Origin of the sequence: Spirilliplanes yamanashiensis (assembly GCF_016863475.1) — a bacterium.
Taxonomy (GTDB): domain Bacteria; phylum Actinomycetota; class Actinomycetes; order Mycobacteriales; family Micromonosporaceae; genus Spirilliplanes; species Spirilliplanes yamanashiensis.
Genome location: NZ_BOOY01000046.1, coordinates 18,990 through 36,381, shown reverse-complemented (window position 1 = coordinate 36,381; position 17,392 = coordinate 18,990). Strand labels below are relative to the sequence as shown.

At 76.9% G+C, this 17,392-nt stretch carries 13 protein-coding genes; 7 read left to right on the top strand and 6 right to left on the bottom strand.

Annotated elements, in window-relative coordinates:
- Positions 1–42 precede the first annotated feature (42 nt).
- On the bottom strand, positions 43–930 hold the full coding sequence (locus Sya03_RS30490) for a universal stress protein (protein WP_203941917.1): 888 nt from the start codon (positions 928–930) through the stop codon (positions 43–45).
- Positions 931–942: 12 nt separating this feature from the next.
- Positions 943–3,519, bottom strand: a complete 2,577-nt coding sequence (locus Sya03_RS30485; RefSeq protein ID WP_203941916.1) for a cation-translocating P-type ATPase — start codon at positions 3,517–3,519, stop codon at positions 943–945.
- A 172-nt stretch (positions 3,520–3,691) separates the two neighbouring features.
- Here Sya03_RS30485 and Sya03_RS30480 point away from each other — a divergent pair, with 172 nt between their 5' ends.
- Positions 3,692–6,322 (top strand): bifunctional acetate--CoA ligase family protein/GNAT family N-acetyltransferase, encoded by a 2,631-nt coding sequence (locus Sya03_RS30480; RefSeq protein WP_203941915.1) that lies wholly within the window; start codon positions 3,692–3,694, stop codon positions 6,320–6,322.
- A gap of 87 nt (positions 6,323–6,409) precedes the next feature.
- A complete protein-coding gene (locus Sya03_RS30475) occupies positions 6,410–6,847 on the top strand; it encodes a hypothetical protein (protein WP_203941914.1) in 438 nt (145 codons plus the stop codon).
- A gap of 262 nt (positions 6,848–7,109) precedes the next feature.
- Here the strand turns inward: Sya03_RS30475 and Sya03_RS30470 are convergent, their stop codons facing one another.
- Together Sya03_RS30470 and Sya03_RS30465 are read right to left on the bottom strand one after the other, a co-directional pair.
- Positions 7,110–8,534: a glycosyltransferase gene (locus tag Sya03_RS30470; RefSeq protein ID WP_239107974.1), complete on the bottom strand. Its 1,425-nt coding sequence runs from the start codon at positions 8,532–8,534 to the stop codon at positions 7,110–7,112.
- 64 nt (positions 8,535–8,598) lie between these two features.
- Complete coding sequence (locus tag Sya03_RS30465; RefSeq protein WP_203941913.1) at positions 8,599–9,300, bottom strand: SRPBCC family protein; 702 nt, start codon at positions 9,298–9,300, stop codon at positions 8,599–8,601.
- 191 nt (positions 9,301–9,491) lie between these two features.
- On the opposite strand from Sya03_RS30465, the gene Sya03_RS30460 reads away from it, so the two are divergent.
- Complete coding sequence (locus Sya03_RS30460) at positions 9,492–10,358, top strand: universal stress protein (protein WP_203941912.1); 867 nt, start codon at positions 9,492–9,494, stop codon at positions 10,356–10,358.
- A gap of 36 nt (positions 10,359–10,394) precedes the next feature.
- Here Sya03_RS30460 and Sya03_RS30455 read toward each other — a convergent pair whose 3' ends face one another.
- Both Sya03_RS30455 and Sya03_RS30450 read right to left on the bottom strand, forming a co-directional pair.
- Positions 10,395–11,579 (bottom strand): ABC transporter permease, encoded by a 1,185-nt coding sequence (locus tag Sya03_RS30455; protein ID WP_203941911.1) that lies wholly within the window; start codon positions 11,577–11,579, stop codon positions 10,395–10,397.
- On the bottom strand, positions 11,576–12,481 hold the full coding sequence (locus Sya03_RS30450; protein ID WP_203941910.1) for an ABC transporter ATP-binding protein: 906 nt from the start codon (positions 12,479–12,481) through the stop codon (positions 11,576–11,578). The genes Sya03_RS30455 and Sya03_RS30450 overlap by 4 nt, the downstream gene beginning before the upstream one ends.
- A gap of 146 nt (positions 12,482–12,627) precedes the next feature.
- Between Sya03_RS30450 and Sya03_RS30445 the strand changes: the two genes are divergently transcribed.
- The 4 genes from Sya03_RS30445 to Sya03_RS30430 are packed head-to-tail and all read left to right on the top strand — an operon-like array spanning position 12,628 to position 17,376.
- Complete coding sequence (locus Sya03_RS30445) at positions 12,628–13,578, top strand: ABC transporter ATP-binding protein (protein ID WP_203941909.1); 951 nt, start codon at positions 12,628–12,630, stop codon at positions 13,576–13,578.
- Complete coding sequence (locus tag Sya03_RS30440) at positions 13,578–15,188, top strand: ABC transporter permease (protein WP_203941908.1); 1,611 nt, start codon at positions 13,578–13,580, stop codon at positions 15,186–15,188. Before Sya03_RS30445 ends, Sya03_RS30440 begins: the two co-directional genes overlap by 1 nt.
- 20 nt (positions 15,189–15,208) lie before the next feature.
- Positions 15,209–15,985, top strand: a complete 777-nt coding sequence (locus Sya03_RS30435; protein ID WP_203941907.1) for an alpha/beta fold hydrolase — start codon at positions 15,209–15,211, stop codon at positions 15,983–15,985.
- On the top strand, positions 15,982–17,376 hold the full coding sequence (locus Sya03_RS30430) for an MBL fold metallo-hydrolase RNA specificity domain-containing protein (protein ID WP_239107973.1): 1,395 nt from the start codon (positions 15,982–15,984) through the stop codon (positions 17,374–17,376). Before Sya03_RS30435 ends, Sya03_RS30430 begins: the two co-directional genes overlap by 4 nt.
- The last annotated feature ends 16 nt before the right edge of the window (positions 17,377–17,392 follow it).

Below are 17,392 nucleotides of genomic sequence, written 5' to 3'. Positions count from 1 at the left end.
CGGCCGGCTCCCGCCGGCCGTGCCGCGGCACGCCGGGGCACGTCAGCCGGCCAGCGCCGCCGGCCGGCCGGGCGGCACCAGCAGGACGGGGCAGGACGACGTGCGCAGCAGCGCCCGCCCCAGGGATCCGTACAGCAGCTCGGCCATCCGCCGGGTGCGGCCCGCTCCGGCGACCAGCAGGCTGCCGCGCTGCGAGGCGCGGTCGATGGTGTACGCGACGTCGAGGTCGTGCAGAGTCAGCCGCTGCACGGTGACGTCCGGGTACTGCGCCGACCACCCGGCGAGCGCCTCGGCGAGCATCCGCTCGGCCTCGTCGCGCGCGGCCGCGTACCCGGTCGGCCGCGGCGGCAGCGCCGACCCGGTGCCACCCGGTGGGGCGGCCCACACGTGCACGGCGATCATCGCGGCCCCGCGCAGGTCGGCCTCCTCGAAGGCGCAGGCCACGGTCGGGCTCGCCGGTTCGCGCGCCGACACCGCCACCACGACGGGCCCGTCGGCGTGCTCGTGCCCCCGGTCGACCAGCAGCGGGCAGGCGCTGTGGTGGGCGAGGTAGGCGGCCGTGGACCCCCAGCCGTGCCGGGTCAGCACGTCGTCGCGGTGGCCCACCACCAGCAGCTGCGCCTGCGCGGACAGCCGCGCCAGCTGGTCGGCGGGCGCACCCGGCAGCAGCGCCGTGCGGATCCGGACGTCCGGGCCGGTGCGGCGCGCCCGCTGGGCGGCCAGCTCCAGCAGGTGCGCGCCGTCCTGCTCGGTCGGCAGCGGCCCGGAGCCGCCGCGGAACGGGCCCGCGTACCGGCCGGGCCAGACGTGCGCCACGACGAGTTCGGCGCCGCGCCGCCGGGCCTCCGCGGCGCCCAGGTCGATCGTGGCGAGGCGGCCGCGGACGCCGTCGACGCCGACCACGACCGGACGGTCAACTCCTGCCGGCATGGCGGACCCCTTTCATCGGTGGCGGGTGAGAACCGAACGCTTGGCGGCCGCGTCGGCGAGCACGACGGCCGGCACGACCAGGACGGCGGCCGCCCAGCCGAGGGCGGTCGGCAGGGTGCCGCCGAGCAGGCCGGCGACCGGCGGGACGGCGAGGAAGGCGACCAGCAGCGCCAGCTCCACGGCGACGGCCGCGAGCAGGAGCCGGTTGCCGAGCAACCGCTGCCGCCACACCGGCCGGCTCGCGCTGCGGCAGGCGAACGCGTTCGCCAGCTGGCCGAGCACGATGGCCGCGAACGCCGCACCGGACGCCGTGCCCAGCAGGGCCGCGCCCGGCTCGGCGCCCCACCGCCAACCGCCCGCCACGAGGACGGCCGTGAAGGCGCCGAGCGAGACGAGCACCTCGGTGGGACCGAGGACGCCGAAGGCCCGGACCACGACGCCGCGGTCGATCAGCTGACCGGTCGGCGCCGGACCCTTCAGGGTTCGCGGGTTGGGCGGCTCCGCGCCGAGGGCGAGGGCGGGCAGCAGGTCCGTGCCGATGTCCAGGGCGAGGACCTGCAGGACCCCGATCGCGAGCGGGAACGAGCCGCCGGTCAGGGCCCACAGCACGAACGGCGCCAGCTCGGCGACGTTGTCGGTCAGGTGGTAGGTCAGGAACCGGCGGATGTTGGTGTAGGTGGCCCGGCCGAGCTCCACGGCGGCGACGATCGTGCCGAAGTGGTCGTCGAGCAGCACCAGGTCGGCGGCCTCCCGGGCCACGTCGCTGCCCGTGGCGCCCATGGCCACGCCGACGTCGGCCCGGCGCAGCGCGGGCGCGTCGTTGACACCGTCACCCGTCATCGCGACCACGTGCCCGCGCGCCTGCAGGGCGGTGGTGATCCGGAGCTTGTCCTCGGGGGTGACCCGGGCGACGACGACCCCGTCCCGGTCGAGCAGCGCGCCGAGTTCCTCGTCGCCGGCCGGCAGGTCGCGGCCTTCGAGCGTGAGCAGGGGGCGGCCGGCGCCGATGCCGACCTGCTCGGCCACCGCGGCGGCGGTCAGGGCGTGGTCGCCGGTGATGACGGCGATGCGGATGCCGGCCCCGTGGCAGGCCGCTATCGCCTCGGCCACGTCGGCGCGTGGCGGGTCCGCGAGACCGACCAGCCCGAGCAGCCGCAGGTCGCGCTCGTCGGCGTCCGCGCCGGCGCCCAGTGCGGCGTGCCGGCGTTCCGCGACGGCCAGCACGCGCAACCCGCGGGCGGCCAGGACGTGGGCGACACGCGCCGCGTCGGGGCCGGGCGAGGTGCAGCGCGCGAGGACGGTCTCCGGCGCGCCCTTGACGTAGAGGGTGTCGCCCGCGGCGGTCGAGTAGCGCAGCCGCCGGGAGTCGAAGGGATAGGTCGCCGTCGCGGGTTCGGCGGCCTCCCGCGCCGCGACGTCGACCCCGGCGCGCAGCGCGAGGACGTGCAGCGCCACCTCCATCGGGTCGCCGGTGGGGTGCCAGTCACCGCCCTTGCGGCTCAACCGGCCGCTGGAGGCGCGGACCGCGGCGTACGCCAGCTCGTCGACCCGCTCGCGGACGGCCGGCGCGGCGGTGATCCTGCCGGCCGGCGCGTAGCCCTCGCCGTCGATCGTGGCCGTGCCCGCCGGCGTCCACACCTCGACGACCGCCATCTCGTTGCGGGTCAGCGTGCCCGTCTTGTCGGTGCAGATGTACGTGACCGAGCCCAGCGTCTCCACGGCCTCGAGCCGGCGCACGAGCGCCCGGCGCGCGGCCATCCGCCGGGCGCCCCAGGCCAGCGCGAGCGTCACCGTCGGCAGCAGGCCCTCGGGCACGAGCGCGACCATGACGCCGATGGCGAGCAGGAAGCCGGCGACGGGCGCCATGCCGAGGGCGAGCGACAGTCCGAAGAAGACGACGCCGACCGCGATGGCCGTCCCGGCGATGATCTTCACGACGCGGGAGAGGCGCACCGCGAGCGGCGACGGCGGCGGCTGGGCGCGGCCGGTCAGGGCGGCGATGCCGGCCATCCGGGTCCGCGGCCCGGTCGCGGTGACCAGGGCGGTCGCGGCACCCTCCACGACGAACGTCCCGGCGTACAGCGGGTCGCCGTCGCCGGGGTGCCGGGGAACGCTCTCGCCGGTCAGCATCGACTCGTCCACGGCCGGGCCGTGCCCCTCGACCACGACCAGGTCGGCGCTGACCCGGTCGCCCGCCTCCAGCAGCACGACGTCGTCCGGCACGAGGTCCGCGCTGGGCACGGTGACGCGGTGCCCGTCGCGCCGGACCGACGCGGTGGCGGGCATCATGCCGCGCAGCCGCTCGGTCGCGCGGTCGGCGCGGAACTCCTGCGCGAACGCGAAGACCCCGTTGACGACCACGACGACGGCGATCGCGACGCCCAGCTGCGGCATGCCGGCGACCACGGCGAGGGCCGCGGCCACCCAGAGCAGGAGGGCGAAGAAGTGGGTGAGCTGCCGCGCCAGCAGCAGCCAGGGCGAGGGGCGGCCCGGCTCGGGCAACGCGTTGGGCCCGATCGCCGCGAGCCGGCGGGCGGCCTCGGCGGCGCTGAGACCGGCCCGCACCTGCAGTGGCGCGATACTCGGCATACCTCCGACGCTAGGCGCGCACCCGACGGGCCGGGCACGGCCGGTGGACCCCTTCCGGCGGGACGTCACGGGCACCGAACGCCCGGCGTGATCGGGACCATCGGCCCTGCCGACCGGCGGCCGGACGGGCGTGTGCTGGGGCCGATCGCCACCCACCGACGGAGGCATCGCCATGACCGTGCACACCGACGGCGTCGACGCGCTCACCACGGACGGCGCCATCGTCCACCTCCGGCCGGCGCGAGCTGCGGATCTGCCCGCGGTTCTCGACCTCTACGACCGCGCCTCACCCGACAACCTGCGGCTGCGCTTCTTCCACCTGCCCGGCCGCCTGAGCCTCGAGGCGGACGCCCGCCGGGTGTGCCGGGCGCCGGGGGCCGGCCGGCACGCGGTCGTCGCGGAGCTGCCGGGCCGGATCGTCGGCGTGGCCTCCTACGAGCGACGCGGGCGGCAGCGCGCCGAGTTCGCCGTGTTCGTCGACGACGAGCACCACGGCCGGGGCATCGGCACCCTGCTGCTGGAGCAGCTGGCCGCCGCGGCCCGCCGCCGGGGGCTGGCCGAGCTGACCGGGGACGTGCTGGGCGACAACAACGCCATGCTGACGGTCGCCCGCGATCTCACCGTCGGCGCCCGGGCCACGGTGGACTCCGGTGTGGTCACCGTGCGCGTCCCGACCACGAGCGGCATCGGCGAGCACCTGGTCGACCGGCGCGAGGCGCACGCCGAGCGCCGGTCGCTGGCGCCCCTGCTGACGCCCCGCTCGGTCGCCGTCGTGGGCGCCGGCCGTCACGACGGGGTGGGTCACCAGGTGCTGCGGGCCCTGGCCGAGTACGGCTTCCGGGGCCCGCTGTACGCCGTGAACCCGCACGCGGCCGCGGTGGCCGGGCATCCGTCGTACCCGTCGCTGAGCGCCGTCCCCGGCGGCGTCGACCTCGCCGTCGTCGCCGTGCCCGCCGAGGCCGTCCCGGATGTCGTCGCCGACGGCGCCCGCGCGGGCGTCCGCGCGGTGGTGCTTCTCAGCGCCGGCTTCGCCGACGACGGCGAGGCCGGACGGGCCCGGCAGGCCGAGCTCGTCCGGCTCGTGCGCGCCCACGGGATGCGGCTCGCCGGCCCGAACTGCCTCGGTGTGGTCAACACCGACCCGGCCGTCCGGCTGAACGCGGCGTTCGCGCCGGGCGAGCCGGCGCGGGGAGTGCTGGGGGTGGCGTCGCAGTCCGGGGCGGTGGGCATCGCCCTGCTGGAGAACGCGGCCCACGACGGCACCGGGATCTCCACGTTCGTGTCGCTCGGCAACAAGGCCGACGTCAGCGGCAACGACCTGCTGGCCTGGTGGCTGGACGATCCGGACACCGCGGTGGTCGCCCTCTACCTGGAGTCCTTCGGCAATCCGCGCCGGTTCTCGCGTCTCGTCCGGGCGGTCGCCCACCGCAAGCCGGTCCTGGTCCTCAAGAGCGGCCGGTCGACCGCCGGCCGCCGGGCCGGCCTGTCGCACACCGCCGCCGCCGCGGCGTCGGACGTGGTCGTCGACGCCCTGTTCCGTCAGGCCGGTGTGATCCGCGTCGACACGCTCGGCGACCTGGTCGACGCCGCCCGGCTGCTGTCGACCCAGCCGCTGCCGGGCGGCAACCGGGTCGGCGTGGTCGGCAACGCGGGCGGGCTGAACGTCCTCGCCGCCGACGTCGCGGAGCCGGCCGGCTTGCTCGTGCCCGCCGGGCAGGCGACCGTCAACCCGGTGGACCTGGGCGCCGGGGCCACACCGGAGGGTTGCGCCGCCGCGATCCGCGCGCTGGCCGGCGGCGGCGCCGTCGACGCGCTGCTCGTGGTGCTCGTCGCGACGCGCGCGAACGACCTGCCGGGCCTGCTGGAGGCGTCGGGCGCCGCCCTCGACGAGCGGCCGGACGTGCCCGCCGCCGTCGTCGTGGTCGGCCGCGGCGACGCGCCGCGCACCTGCGGCGCCCGCCGGGCGCCGGTGTTCGAGCTGCCGGAACGCGCGATGCGCGCCCTCGGCCACGCCGCCCGGTACGCCGCCTGGCGGCGGGCCCCCCACGGTGACCGGGTCACCCCGGACGGCGTGGACCCGGCCGCCGGGCGGTCGGCGGTGCAGGCCGGCCTGACCGCCGGTGCCGGCTGGCAGGCCTACGACGTCACGTCCCGGCTGCTGAACGCCTACGGGATCCGGCTCGTGGACGCCGCGTGGGTGGGCGGCCCCCGCCAGGCGGTGGCCGCCGCCGAGCGCATCGGCTTCCCGGTGGTCCTGAAGAGTGCCGATCCCGAGCTCGTGCACAAGACCGAGTCCGGCGCCGTCGCGCTCGGGCTGGCCGGCGCCGGTCAGGTGCGCGAGGCCGCCGCCCGCGTCCTCGCGGCCGGGCGCCCGGGGCAGGGCCTGCTCGTGCAGCGGACGGTGCCGGCCGATGTGGAGCTGGCCGCCGGCGTCGTCCACGACCCGCAGTTCGGCTCCCTCGTCATGGCGGGGATGGGCGGCGTCCGCGCCGACGTCCTCGGCGACCGGGTGTTCCGCCTCGTGCCCCTGACCGACGTCGACGCCCGGGCGATGTGGCAATCGCTGCGCGGCGCGCCCCTGCTCACCGGGTACCGGGGGGCGCCGGCCGTGGACACGGCAGCCGTCGAGGACCTGTTCACGCGGGTCGCCCGGCTGGCCGAGGAACACCCCGAGGTGGCCGAGCTGGACCTCAACCCGGTCATGGCGGGGCCCGGGGGCGTCACCGTCGTGGACGCGAAGCTGCGGCTGGAGCCGGCGGGCACGGAGCCGGACCGGTTGATCCGCGCGCTGACCTCCTACTGACCGGGACCCCGGGCCCCAGCGGTCCGGCCGTCCGCCCCTGACGGCCCGCACCCGCGGCGGCGAAGACTGGGGACGGAGGGAGGAGTCATGGCCATTCGTCACCCCGGGGTACCGGGCACCCGCCGCACCGCACTCGGCACGGCGCTGGCAGCGCTGGAAGCCGTCGTCGGCCTCTCCGCCGTGTACGGCGGAGTCATGCTCATCGCCGACGCGTGGCACCTGCCCGTCGCGGACCTGCGACCACTGCCCCTGCACAGCTGGGTCCTCCCGGGCGTGGCCCTGCTGCTCGCCGTGGCCCTGCCGATGGGCGCAGCGGCCGCCGGGCTGTGGCTGGCGCGGCCCTGGGGTCCCCGGGCGTCCGTGGGAGCGGGCGCGGTGCTGACGGCGTGGGTGGCCGGCCAGGTCGCCGTCATCGGCCCGCAGATGATCCTGCAGGCCGTCCTCCTGGTCGTCGGCCTGGTCGTCATGGTCCTGGGCGCACGGCTGTCCCGGGCGCACCGTCCGGTCGTCGCGGCCCACCGCTGAGGGCCGCACGGGAGGAGGCGCGTCGAGATGACGATCATGGCGAGGATGCGGTGCGCGGTGGGGCGGCACTCCGGCGAGTGGACCGGTGCGACGAGACCCGCCGGTGCCGGCGGTGCGGAGCGACGGAGTCCCGGTCGGACCACGACTGGGGTCCCTGGCTCTACGCCACCACCGCGTTCGACTCGCCCCAGGTGCACACGTGCCGGCGCTGCGGGCAGAGCGAGCGGACCCGCCCGACGATGCGGTGACGTGCGCCCGGCGCTCAGCCGGACCAGCCGCCGACCCGGGTGAAGAGCCGGGCGTACCGCATCAGGTGCTGGTCGCCGACGAACTCGGCGCGGATGTGCTCGTGCGCGGCGGCGCCCATCGCCTCCCGGGCCGCGGGATCGCGGAGCAGGTCGCGCACGGCCGCGCCGAACGCCGCCAGGTCGGCCGGGTCACCGACGAGGACCCCCGTGCCGGCGGCGATCTGGTCCGGGATGCCGCCCACCGCCGAACCCACCACCGGCCGGCCCTTCCACATCGCCTCGGCCACCGTCAGCCCGAAGCCCTCGGCGAGGCTCTTCTGCGCGACGACGGCGGCGTGCCGCTGCAGGGCGTTGACCATCGCGGCGTTCTCGTCGACGTCGTCGAGGGGAAGCGTGACGAGCATGACGCGGGCCCGGACGGCGGCCGGGAGGTCCTGCCACTGCCGGACGCACTCCGCGTACACCGCGGCGCCCTCCGGGTCGTCGGCCACGGTGGCGACGGACGGGCCCACCAGGGCCAGGTACCCGTCGGCCTCCGGCGCGACGTGCGCGGCGAAGCCGTGCAGGACGCCGCCCATGTCCTTGAGACGGTCCCAGCGCGACACCTGCAGGAGCATCGGCTCGTCCGGGCCCGGCAGCCGGTCGGCGACGACGGCCGCCCGCCGCACGACCTCGCCCCGGTGCCCGTCGCGGCGCACGAACGGCGGCGGGGCCACCGCGCCGTCGAGGAAGCCGATCCGGCGCAGCACCGCCTGGACGGTGCCGTCGGACATGTCCTCGTTCTTCGCGGAGAACGGGTCGATCGACGGCGGGATGACCTCCACCGCGGCGGCCGGCAACCAGGGCGGCACGTAGCGGCGCCGGGAGAACACGTAGCCCTCCAGGCCGGTCAGGTACGGGCGCAGGAACTCCCAGCCGGCCAGCGTCACGGCGGAGTGCTCGTCGGCGCCGATGTGGCACCGCCACACCACGTGCGCCCCGGCGCGGCGCAGCCACGGGGCCAGTCCCGCCGTCTGCGGGTCGTGCAGCAGGACCATGTCGCCGGGCCGAACCAGGTCGACCAGCTCGGCGGCGTTGTCCGCCAGGACCTGTTCGTAGTGGGCGGCTTCGGCGGGCCCGGCCGGCGGGCCGGACCCGGCGAATCCGTGCAGGGCGTTGTGCAGGCCCTTGGTGAGGGCGAAGAAGGCCGGGTCGCCGGAGATCACGACCCAGCGGATCACGATGCCGAGGTCCTGGCCGTACCCGACGAGGGTCTGCAGCATCTCCGCGACGCCACCGCCCACCGCCGTCGAGTTGACGTTCCAGATGGTCCGGCCCGCCAGGCGGGGGCGCAGCGCGTGGGCCGCGGCGAGCAGGCGCGTGTACCGCTCCGGCCCCACGACCGACTCGAGCGCGGCGATCGGCCGGCGCTCGGCCGGGACGGTGCGAAGAAGGCTCACACCCGTGGTTATCCCCGCATCGCCCGCCCGCCGCAAGTCGAGGCGGCCGCCGTCCCGGCGGCACTCACGGGCTGCCCGCCGGCTGCGGCTCCCGGTCCCCCACCGCGTCCGGTGTCGCGGCCAGGCTCTCCGCGCGCCGCTTGATGCCGAGCAGCATCTTGCGCTCCATGATCAGGCTGCCGGGCTCCATGACCGCCCGGTTCACGAACCGGCGCAGCAGCGTCGGCCGGTCGGTCGTGATCCGGTTGCGGCTGATCAGCCGGGTGCCGTCGGCGACGGGCAGCAGGAGGAAGCTCCACAGCCACCGGCCGTCGTCCGAGTGGAACGCCAGCGCACGGCCGGGCTCGAGCACCGCACAGGTCAGCACCGGGCCGTCGGCGCCGACCGGCAGCCCGTCGCCGACCGCGAGATTCTGGAACTGCGGCAGGATCTCGTCGGTGCTGTGCATGTCGAGACCGAGCAGGTTCTCGATCCAGTCGTAGGTGTACGCGCCGCCGCGGCCGCTGCCCATCTGCACCAGCCACGGCCACACCGCGCCGGGCGGCGCGGCGACGGTCACCGCGCGGGTCGTCTCCATGTCGGGCTCGGGCAGCAGTTCGTCGCCCGGCATCGCGCGCACCCTGTCCTCGGCGGTGGCGCCCCAGTAGAGCCACCAGCGGCGGATCGGCACCGGGTACGCGGCGGCAGCGGCCGCGGCGACCAGCGCCGTGCCGGCGGCGATCCGCATCGGCTTGCTCATGACGGCCTCCAGACGGTCGGTTCTCATCCCATCCTGCGGCCGACGGCGCCGCGGGCAGCAGGGCCGGACGACCGCCCGCCCGGGCCGGAGGTCCCGGGTGCCGTTGGTCCCGGGCAGTACGGTCCGCCGGCCCTGCCGGTCGTCCCGCCGCGGCGCGATGGTGGGCCTTACCCGGCCGCGCCCCCGGCAGAGCCGCCCGCGCACAGAAGGAGACCACGATGTCCGCCTCGACGATCATCGTCGGCTACGACGGTTCCGCCGAGTCCCGCGCCGCCGCGGCGTGGGCCCTCGACCAGGCCGGCCGCACCGGTGCGCCGGTGGAGTTCGTCCACGCGCTCGAATGGCCGTCGTACGCCCCGGCGACCCGCACGATCGGGGCGCCACCCGTCTGGCCCGAGGGCGAGGCGGCCCGTCACCTGAAGGGGCTGATGGACGAGGTCGTCGCCCAGGCCGCCCGGACCAGCCCGCAGGTCGAGGTCCGGACGTTCACCGAGAACGCGCCGGCCGCCGCCACGCTGCGCGACCGGTCGGAGGGCGCCGCCATGGTCGTCCTGGGCAGCCGCGGCCACAACGCCGTCGCCGGCATCGGCTCCGTCAGCGTCGCCGTCAGCGCGCACGCCCACTGCCCGGTGGTGGTGGTCCGCGACGGGACCCCGCCGGCGGGACCGGTCGTGGTCGGCGTCGACGACTCCGACTGCGCCCGGCTCGCCCTGGAGTTCGCGTACCGGCAGGCGGCCGCGCGGGGCACCGCCGTGCACGTCGTGCGGGCCTGGAAGCCGCCGGCGCCTCCGCTGGAGCGGGGCCCCGTGATCGCCGAACACCTCGCCACGGCGGAGCGCGCCGCCCTCGACGAGGTGACCGCGCGGTGGCGGCAGAAGGTCCCGGGCGTGACCACGACCAGCGAGCTGGTGGCCGGGCATCCCGCCCAGGCGCTGACGGCGGCCGGTGAGCGGGCCCAGCTGCTCGTCGTCGGATCGCGCGGCCGGGGAGCCCTGCGCGGGGCGCTGCTCGGCTCGGTCAGCCAGCACCTGCTGCGGCACGCCACCTGCCCCGTGGCGGTGGTCCGCGCGACGAGCCCGTCCTGACGAGGGCGCCGCGAGGGCCCCGCGAGGGGCCCCGCGCTAAACCGCGCCTCGCCACGCCTGCCGGATGCGGAGCCGGCCGCCGGTGTGCAGTACCGCGCCCCGGTAGAGCCGCCCGCCCACGCGGACCAGGACGCCGATCGCGACGATCATGAGCAGCACCGCGGCGCCGGTCTGCCAGGCCGGGACGTCGGTGAGGGCGGAGCGCAGCGGCATGTAGATCGGGGCCGTCGGCGGGAACATCGACGCCGCGGTGATCCACCACCGTGCCGGGTCGGCCACGGCGGTGAACGCGCCGAAGTAGGCCAGCATCAGGAAGCCGGTCAGCGGGGCCGCGGCGACCTGCGCGTCCTCGGCCCGCGAGGCGAGCGCCCCCAGCGCGCCGTACAGGACGCTGTAGAAGCCGTACCCGAGCACGAACCAGAGCACGACGGCGGCGATCAGCGACACGGTGCCGCCGGGCAGGCGTGGCGGCCGGGCGACCTGGAGGGTGACCGCGGCGACCGCGGCGAGGACGGCGAACTGGCCGATGCCGAGGATGCCGATGCCGAGCACCTTGCCGGCCAGCAGATCGGCCGGCCGCACCCGGGCCAGCAGCACCTCCACCACCCGGCTCGACTTCTCCTCGACCACGCCGGTCAGCACGTACGAGCCGTAGAAGTTCAGGGCGACGAACAGCAGGATCATGCCGACCGTCGCGATGACCAGCTGTGCCGAGCGGTCCGGTTGCGGGTCCAGGCGCGTCACGCGCGGATCGGCGGGGGCGAGCAGGCCGTCCAGCTCGGCCGGTGTGAGCCCGAGCTCCTCGGCGTGCCGGGCCGCGGCGAGCCGGTCCAGCGCCGCGGTGAGCACCGGCGCCAGCCTGGCCTCCTCGGTCGTCCGCCAGACCAGCTCCCCCGGCGCCGGGGCCGCCACCAGGGCGGCGTCGGCCGCACCGGTCTCCACCTGCCGCACCGCGGCCGCCCGGTCACCGGCGGGGCGGGCGGTGACCGCCAGCCCGGCGGCCGCACCCTCGGCGGAGACGGCGGCGGGCAGGCCGGCCGGGCCCCCGGCGACCACGACGGTGAACCGCGCGGTGCCGCTCATCGCCCAGGCCGGCACCAGGATGCCCAGCACGATCCCGGCCAGCAGCACCGCGCTGGCGATCCGGAACGCCTTGCTCCGGGCGCGGGTGGTCAGTTCCCGGCGCGCGATCGTCCACACCGGACTCAGGTGCTGCCTCATCGGTGTACCGCCTCCCGGAACATCTCCTCCAGCGACGGCGGTTCGAGGGCGAACCGCAGCACCGGTCCCGCCGCCAGCGCGGCACGCAGGACCGTCGCCGGGTCGCCGTCCGCCGCCAGGGTCAGCCGGACCCGCCGTTCGGCGGCCGGTCCGCCCGCCACGCCGGGCAGCGCCGTCGACCAGCCGGGCGCGGGACGCCGGCCGAAGGTCACGTCGATGTGCCGGCGGCGCGTGGCCTGCTGCAGCTCCTCCAGCGGACCGGCCAGCACGACGCGGCCCCGGTCCATCGTCACCACGTCCTGGCACAGGTGCTGCACCAGGTCCAGCTGGTGGCTGGAGAACAGCAGCGTGGTGCCCTCGTCGGCCAGGTCGCGCAGCACCCCGCCGAGGGTCTGCACACCGAGCGGGTCGAGCCCCGCGAACGGCTCGTCGAGGACGACGACCTCCGGCTCGTGCACCAGCGCGACGGCCAGCTGGACGCGCTGCTGGTTGCCGTGCGACAGCTGCTCGACCCGGCGGCCCGCCAGCTCGGGCCCCAGGCCGACCCGGTCCGTCACCGCCCGCGCCGACCGCGCCGCCGCGGAGCGGGACAGGCCGGACAGCCGGGCGAAGTACCGGACCTGCTCGTCGACCGGCATCGACGGGTACAGGCCGCGCTCCTCCGGCATGTACCCGAAGCGGCGCCGCACCTCGTCCGTGACCGGCGAGCCGCGCCAGCGCAACGTCCCCGCGTCCGGTTCGACCAGGCCGAGCAGGCACCGCATCAGGGTGGTCTTCCCGGCGCCGTTGGGGCCGAGCAGCCCGACCAGGCGTTTCGGCGCCGCCGTGAACGTGCAGCCGTCCAGCGCCCGGACACTGCCGTAGCTCTTGCTGACACCGGCGAACTCCAGCAACGTCCCCACCTCTCCGACGGCGGCCGCCACGGTTCACCCCCGACCATCCGCCGGTCCCGCCGGCGGCGGCAGGGCCGCAGGTCCCCCGTGGACGGGACGTGCCGTTCGGCCCTGTCGGCGGCCGCGCGCCCGGACGTAGCGTCGGGGGTCCGGAGGTGATCGACGTGGTGGCCATCGCCGTGGAGGAGCTGCGGAAGCACTACGGGCCGGTGCGGGCGCTGGACGGGTTGTCGTTCTCCGTCGCGGCCGGCGAGGTGTTCGCCCTGCTGGGCCCGAACGGCGCCGGCAAGACCACCGCCGTGGAGATCCTCGAGGGGCACCGCCGCCGGACCTCCGGCCACGTGCGGGTGCTGGGGTACGACCCGGCGACGGGCGGCCGGGAGTACCGGGAGCGCATCGGGATCGTGTTGCAGGAGGCCGGCTTCGACGAGGCGTTCACCGTTCGCGAGCTGGTGCGGTTCTATCGGGGCGGGTATCCGCGCCGGCTGGTCGTCGACGACGTGATCGACCTGGTGGGGCTGGGCGGCAAGCGCGACGCGAGGGTGCAGACGCTGTCCGGCGGGCAGCGACGCCGGCTGGACCTCGCGCTCGGGCTGGTGGGCGACCCGGAATTGCTGTTCCTCGACGAACCGACGACCGGGTTCGATCCGTCCGCCCGGCGCCGGGCGTGGGACCTGGTGGAGACGCTGCGCGACCTCGGCAAGACGGTGCTGCTGACGACCCACTACATGGACGAGGCCGAGCACCTCGCCGATCGCGTCGGCGTCGTCGTCGCGGGCCGGCTGATCGCCTGCGGCGCTCCCGACGGCATCGGCGGTCAGGCACGGGCCAGCTCCGAGGTGGCGTTCCGCCTGCCGGACGGCGTGGCCGTGGCCGGGCTGCCCGACCTCGGCGGCCCGCTGGTGGCACAGGGGGCCGGCTGGCAGGTGCGTACCCGGGAGCCGACGGCGGCGCTGCACCGGCTCACCGGCTGGGCGCTGGAGCGGCGGATCGTGCTCGCGGACCTGCGGGTCACCCGGCCGTCCCTCGAGGACGTCTACCTCGAGCTGATCGGGGCCGAGGGGACGCCGGACGAGGCGCCCGTGGTGGGGACGGGGGTGTCGTGATGACCGTCCTGCCGGCCGCGCGCCGTCCGGGCGTCGCGGACCTGCTGGCCGCGCAGACGGCGTTCGCGCTGCGCGACCTGTGGCGCACCCGCGTCGTGTTCATCTTCACGTTCCTGTTCCCCCTCACCTGGCTGGTCGTCCTGGGCTTCCTGGTCGGGGACGCGACGGCCGACGGCACGGGCGGGGTCCCCGTGATGCAGTACGTCACCCCGACGGCGGCGGTGATGGGGGTGCTGTACGGCGCCTACCCGACCGTCGCCGTCTCGCTCGCGGACGCCCGCGAACGGGGGGTCCTCAAGCGGGTCCGCGGCACTCCCGTGCCCGCGGCGGTGTACCTGGCCGGCCGCGTCGGCGCCGCGGTCGTCTTCGCTCTCGGCTCGGTGCTGACGATGCTCGCCGCGGGCGTGCTGGTCTACGACGTGCGCATCGTGTGGCGCACCGTGCCGGCGAGCCTGGCGACCGTCGTCGTCGCGCTGGTGTGCTTCGCCGCGGCCGGCATGGCGGTGGCGACGACCGCCCGCTCGGCGGCGGTCGCCCAGGCGGCGTCGATCGGCAGCGCGGTCGTGATCGGCTTCGTGTCGGGTGTGCTGGCGTGGGGCGACATGCCCGGCTGGGCCGACCGGATCGCCGCGTTCTTCCCTTTGAAGCCGTTCAACGACGCGTTGCAGGCCCAGTTCGACCCGGGCGGCGCGGGCTCCGGCTGGGACCCGGGCGCGCTCGCCGTCATGGCGGCCTGGGCGGTCGGGGCCGGGGTGCTGGCCGCCCGGGCGTTCCGCTGGGACCCCGCAGCCCGCGGTGGCCGTGCGGACCCGCCGCCGCCCCGGCGACCGGCGGCGCGGCGCCGCCCGGCGGTGACCGTGACGGCGCGGCCGGGCGGCGTCGCTCTGCTGCTGGGGCAGGCCGGCTGGGCGACGCGCGCGGCGGTGCGTGACGTCGGCTGGGTGTTCTTCGCGGTCGCGATGCCGGTCGGCCTCTACGCGTTCACGGCAGCGGTCGTGCCGGCGAGCCCCGGCGGCACCACCCGGCTCGCCGCCGGGATGATCGCCTGGGGAGCGCTGGTGACGGCGTTCGTGAACATGCCCGAGGCGGTCGCCCGGGCCCGTGACCGAGGCGTCCTCAAGCGTCTGCGGGGCACCCCGCTGCGGCCGGCCGTCCACGTGGCGGGCCGGATCGTCGCGGTGCTGTGGATCGCCCTGCTCACCGGCGGCCTCGTCGTCCTGGCCGGCGTCTCGTGGTTCGGCGTGCGGCCGACGGCGGCGGGCCTGCTGTGGGCCGCGGGCTGGGTGGTGGTCGGCACCGCCACCCTGGCGGCGTGCGGCCTGGCGCTGGCGTCGGCACTGCCGGACAGCAGGACCGTCACCGCCGTCGCCCTGGGGATCTCGCTGCCCGTGGCGTTCTTCTCCGACGTCTTCGCCATCGACGCCACGCCCGCGTGGATGAGTGCCGCCGGCTCCGTCCTGCCCCTGCGGCACCTGGTGACGCTCGTGGCCGCGGCCCTCGATCCCGGCGGCCCCACCGCGGGGTGGACGGCGCCGGCGGTCCTGCTGGCCTGGCTGGTCGGTGCCGGCTTCGTCGCCGTGCGCACCTTCCGCTGGTCCGGCCGGCGCTGAATCCGAAGGAGGTGGGCGCCATGTCGCCCGGCACCCCGGACGCGCGACCCGGCAGCGGCCCGCCGCTGGTGATCCTGCCGGGCCTCGGACCGGCCGGCTCCGCCCGCCGGGACGCGGCGCTCACCGGCGACCTGCGCCCGTTCCGGCCGCTGGCCCGGCATCATGCCCTGCACGTGCTCCACCGCCGGACGGGGCTCGCCCGGGGCACGACCATCGCGGCCCTGGCGGACGACTGCGCGGCCACCCTGACCGCGCGGTTCGCCGGACCGGTGGACGTCCTCGGTGTGTCCACGGGCGGCTCGATCGCCCAGCAGCTCGCCGTGACCCGTCCCCGGCTGGTGCGCCGGCTGGTGCTGCTCTGCTCCGCCTGCCGGCTGTCGCCGCACGGCCGGGCGGTCCAGCGGTCGTTCGCCCGGCGCCTCGAGGCCGGCGACGTCCGCCGGGCCTGGGCCGGCGCCGGCGCCGCGCTCGCCGCCGGCAGGGCCGGAAGCCGGTTCCTGGGCGCCCTGATGTGGGCCGTCGGGCCGTCGACGGCGGACCCGGACCCGTCCGACCTGATCGCGACGATCGAGGCGGAGGACGCCTTCGACATCGAGGACGACCTCGCCCGCGTCGAGGCGCGCACGCTCGTCGTCGCCGGCGCCCGGGACCGCTTCTACTCGCCGGAGCTGTTCCGGCTGACCGCGGCGCGGATCCCCGGCGCACGCCTGCTGCTCCACCGCAGCGCGGGCCACGCCGGCGTGCTGACCCGCGAGCGCACCACCCGGGAGATCCTGCGCTTCCTGGACGAGCCGTGAGCGCGACGTCCCGCCCGGTGTCGCTGCAGTTCCTCGGCGCCGCCGGCACGGTGACCGGCAGCCGGTTCCTCGTGACGGCCGGCCCGTCGCGGCTGCTCGTCGACTGCGGGATGTTCCAGGGCGACCGCGCGCTCCGCCGGCGCAACTGGGCGCCGTTCCCGGTGCCGCCGGACCGGATCGACGCCGTGCTGCTCACCCATGCGCACCTGGACCACACCGGCTGGCTGCCCCGGCTGGTCCGGCAGGGCTTCGCCGGGCCGGTGTTCTGCTCCCCCTGGACGGCGAGGGTCGCGCCGATCGTCCTGCGCGACGCCGCCCACCTGCAGGAGGAGGACGCCCGGCACGCGGCGGGGCACGGCTACAGCCGGCACCGCGAGCCGCTGCCGCTGTTCGACACCGCCGACGCGGACCGGGCCGTCGCCCTGCTCCGGCCCGTGCCCTTCCACCGCGACCGGCTCGTGGCGCCCGGGCTGACGGTGCGCCTGCAGCCCGCCGGCCACATCCTCGGCTCGGCGACGGTGCGGGTCCGGGCCGGCGACCGCAGTCTCGGGTTCAGCGGTGACCTGGGGCGCGACGACCACCCGCTGCTCGCCGGCCCGGACCCGGCGCCCGCCGTCGACGCCATGGTCGTCGAGTCCACCTACGGCGATCGCGCGCACCCGCCGCGCGACCCGGAGCGGCTCGCCGCCCCCATCCGCCGGGCCCTCGCCCGCGGCGGCGTCGTGATCATCCCGGCCTTCGCGATCGACCGCACCGAGGTCCTGCTGATGGCGCTGCGGGACCTCATGTCCGGCGGCGCGCTGCCCGTGGTCCCCGTCTTCGTCGACAGCCCCATGGCGCTGGCGGCGATGCAGGTGTACCGCCAGGCCGTGCGCGACGGGGCACCCGAGATCCGCCCCGGGATCCGCGCTCTGCCGGCCGACCCCTTCGACCCCGGCGACCTGCGGCTGGCGTCCACGGCCCACGAGTCGGCCCGGCTCAACGACCCGCCCGCGCCCTGCATCCTGCTGTCCGCCTCCGGCATGGCCACCGGCGGCCGGGTGGTGCACCACCTGGCCGCCCTGGCGCCGGACCCGCGCAACCTGATCCTGCTGCCGGGGTACCAGGTCGCCGGCACGCGCGGCCGGTCCCTGCGCGACGGCGCACGGGCCCTGAAGATGTACGGCGGGTACGTGCCCGTCCGCGCCGAGGTGGTCGGGGTCGGCGACATGTCCGCGCACGCCGACGCCGACGGACTCGTCGCCTGGCTGAAGGGGGCCCCGGCCGCCCCGCGGACCTGCTACGTGGTGCACGGCGAACCCGCGGCGTCGGCGGCCCTCGCCGCCCGCATCGACCGGGAGCTGGGCTGGTGCGCGGTCACCCCCCGGGATGCCGAGCGCGTGCTGGTGTGACGCGGCCCGTCCGGCG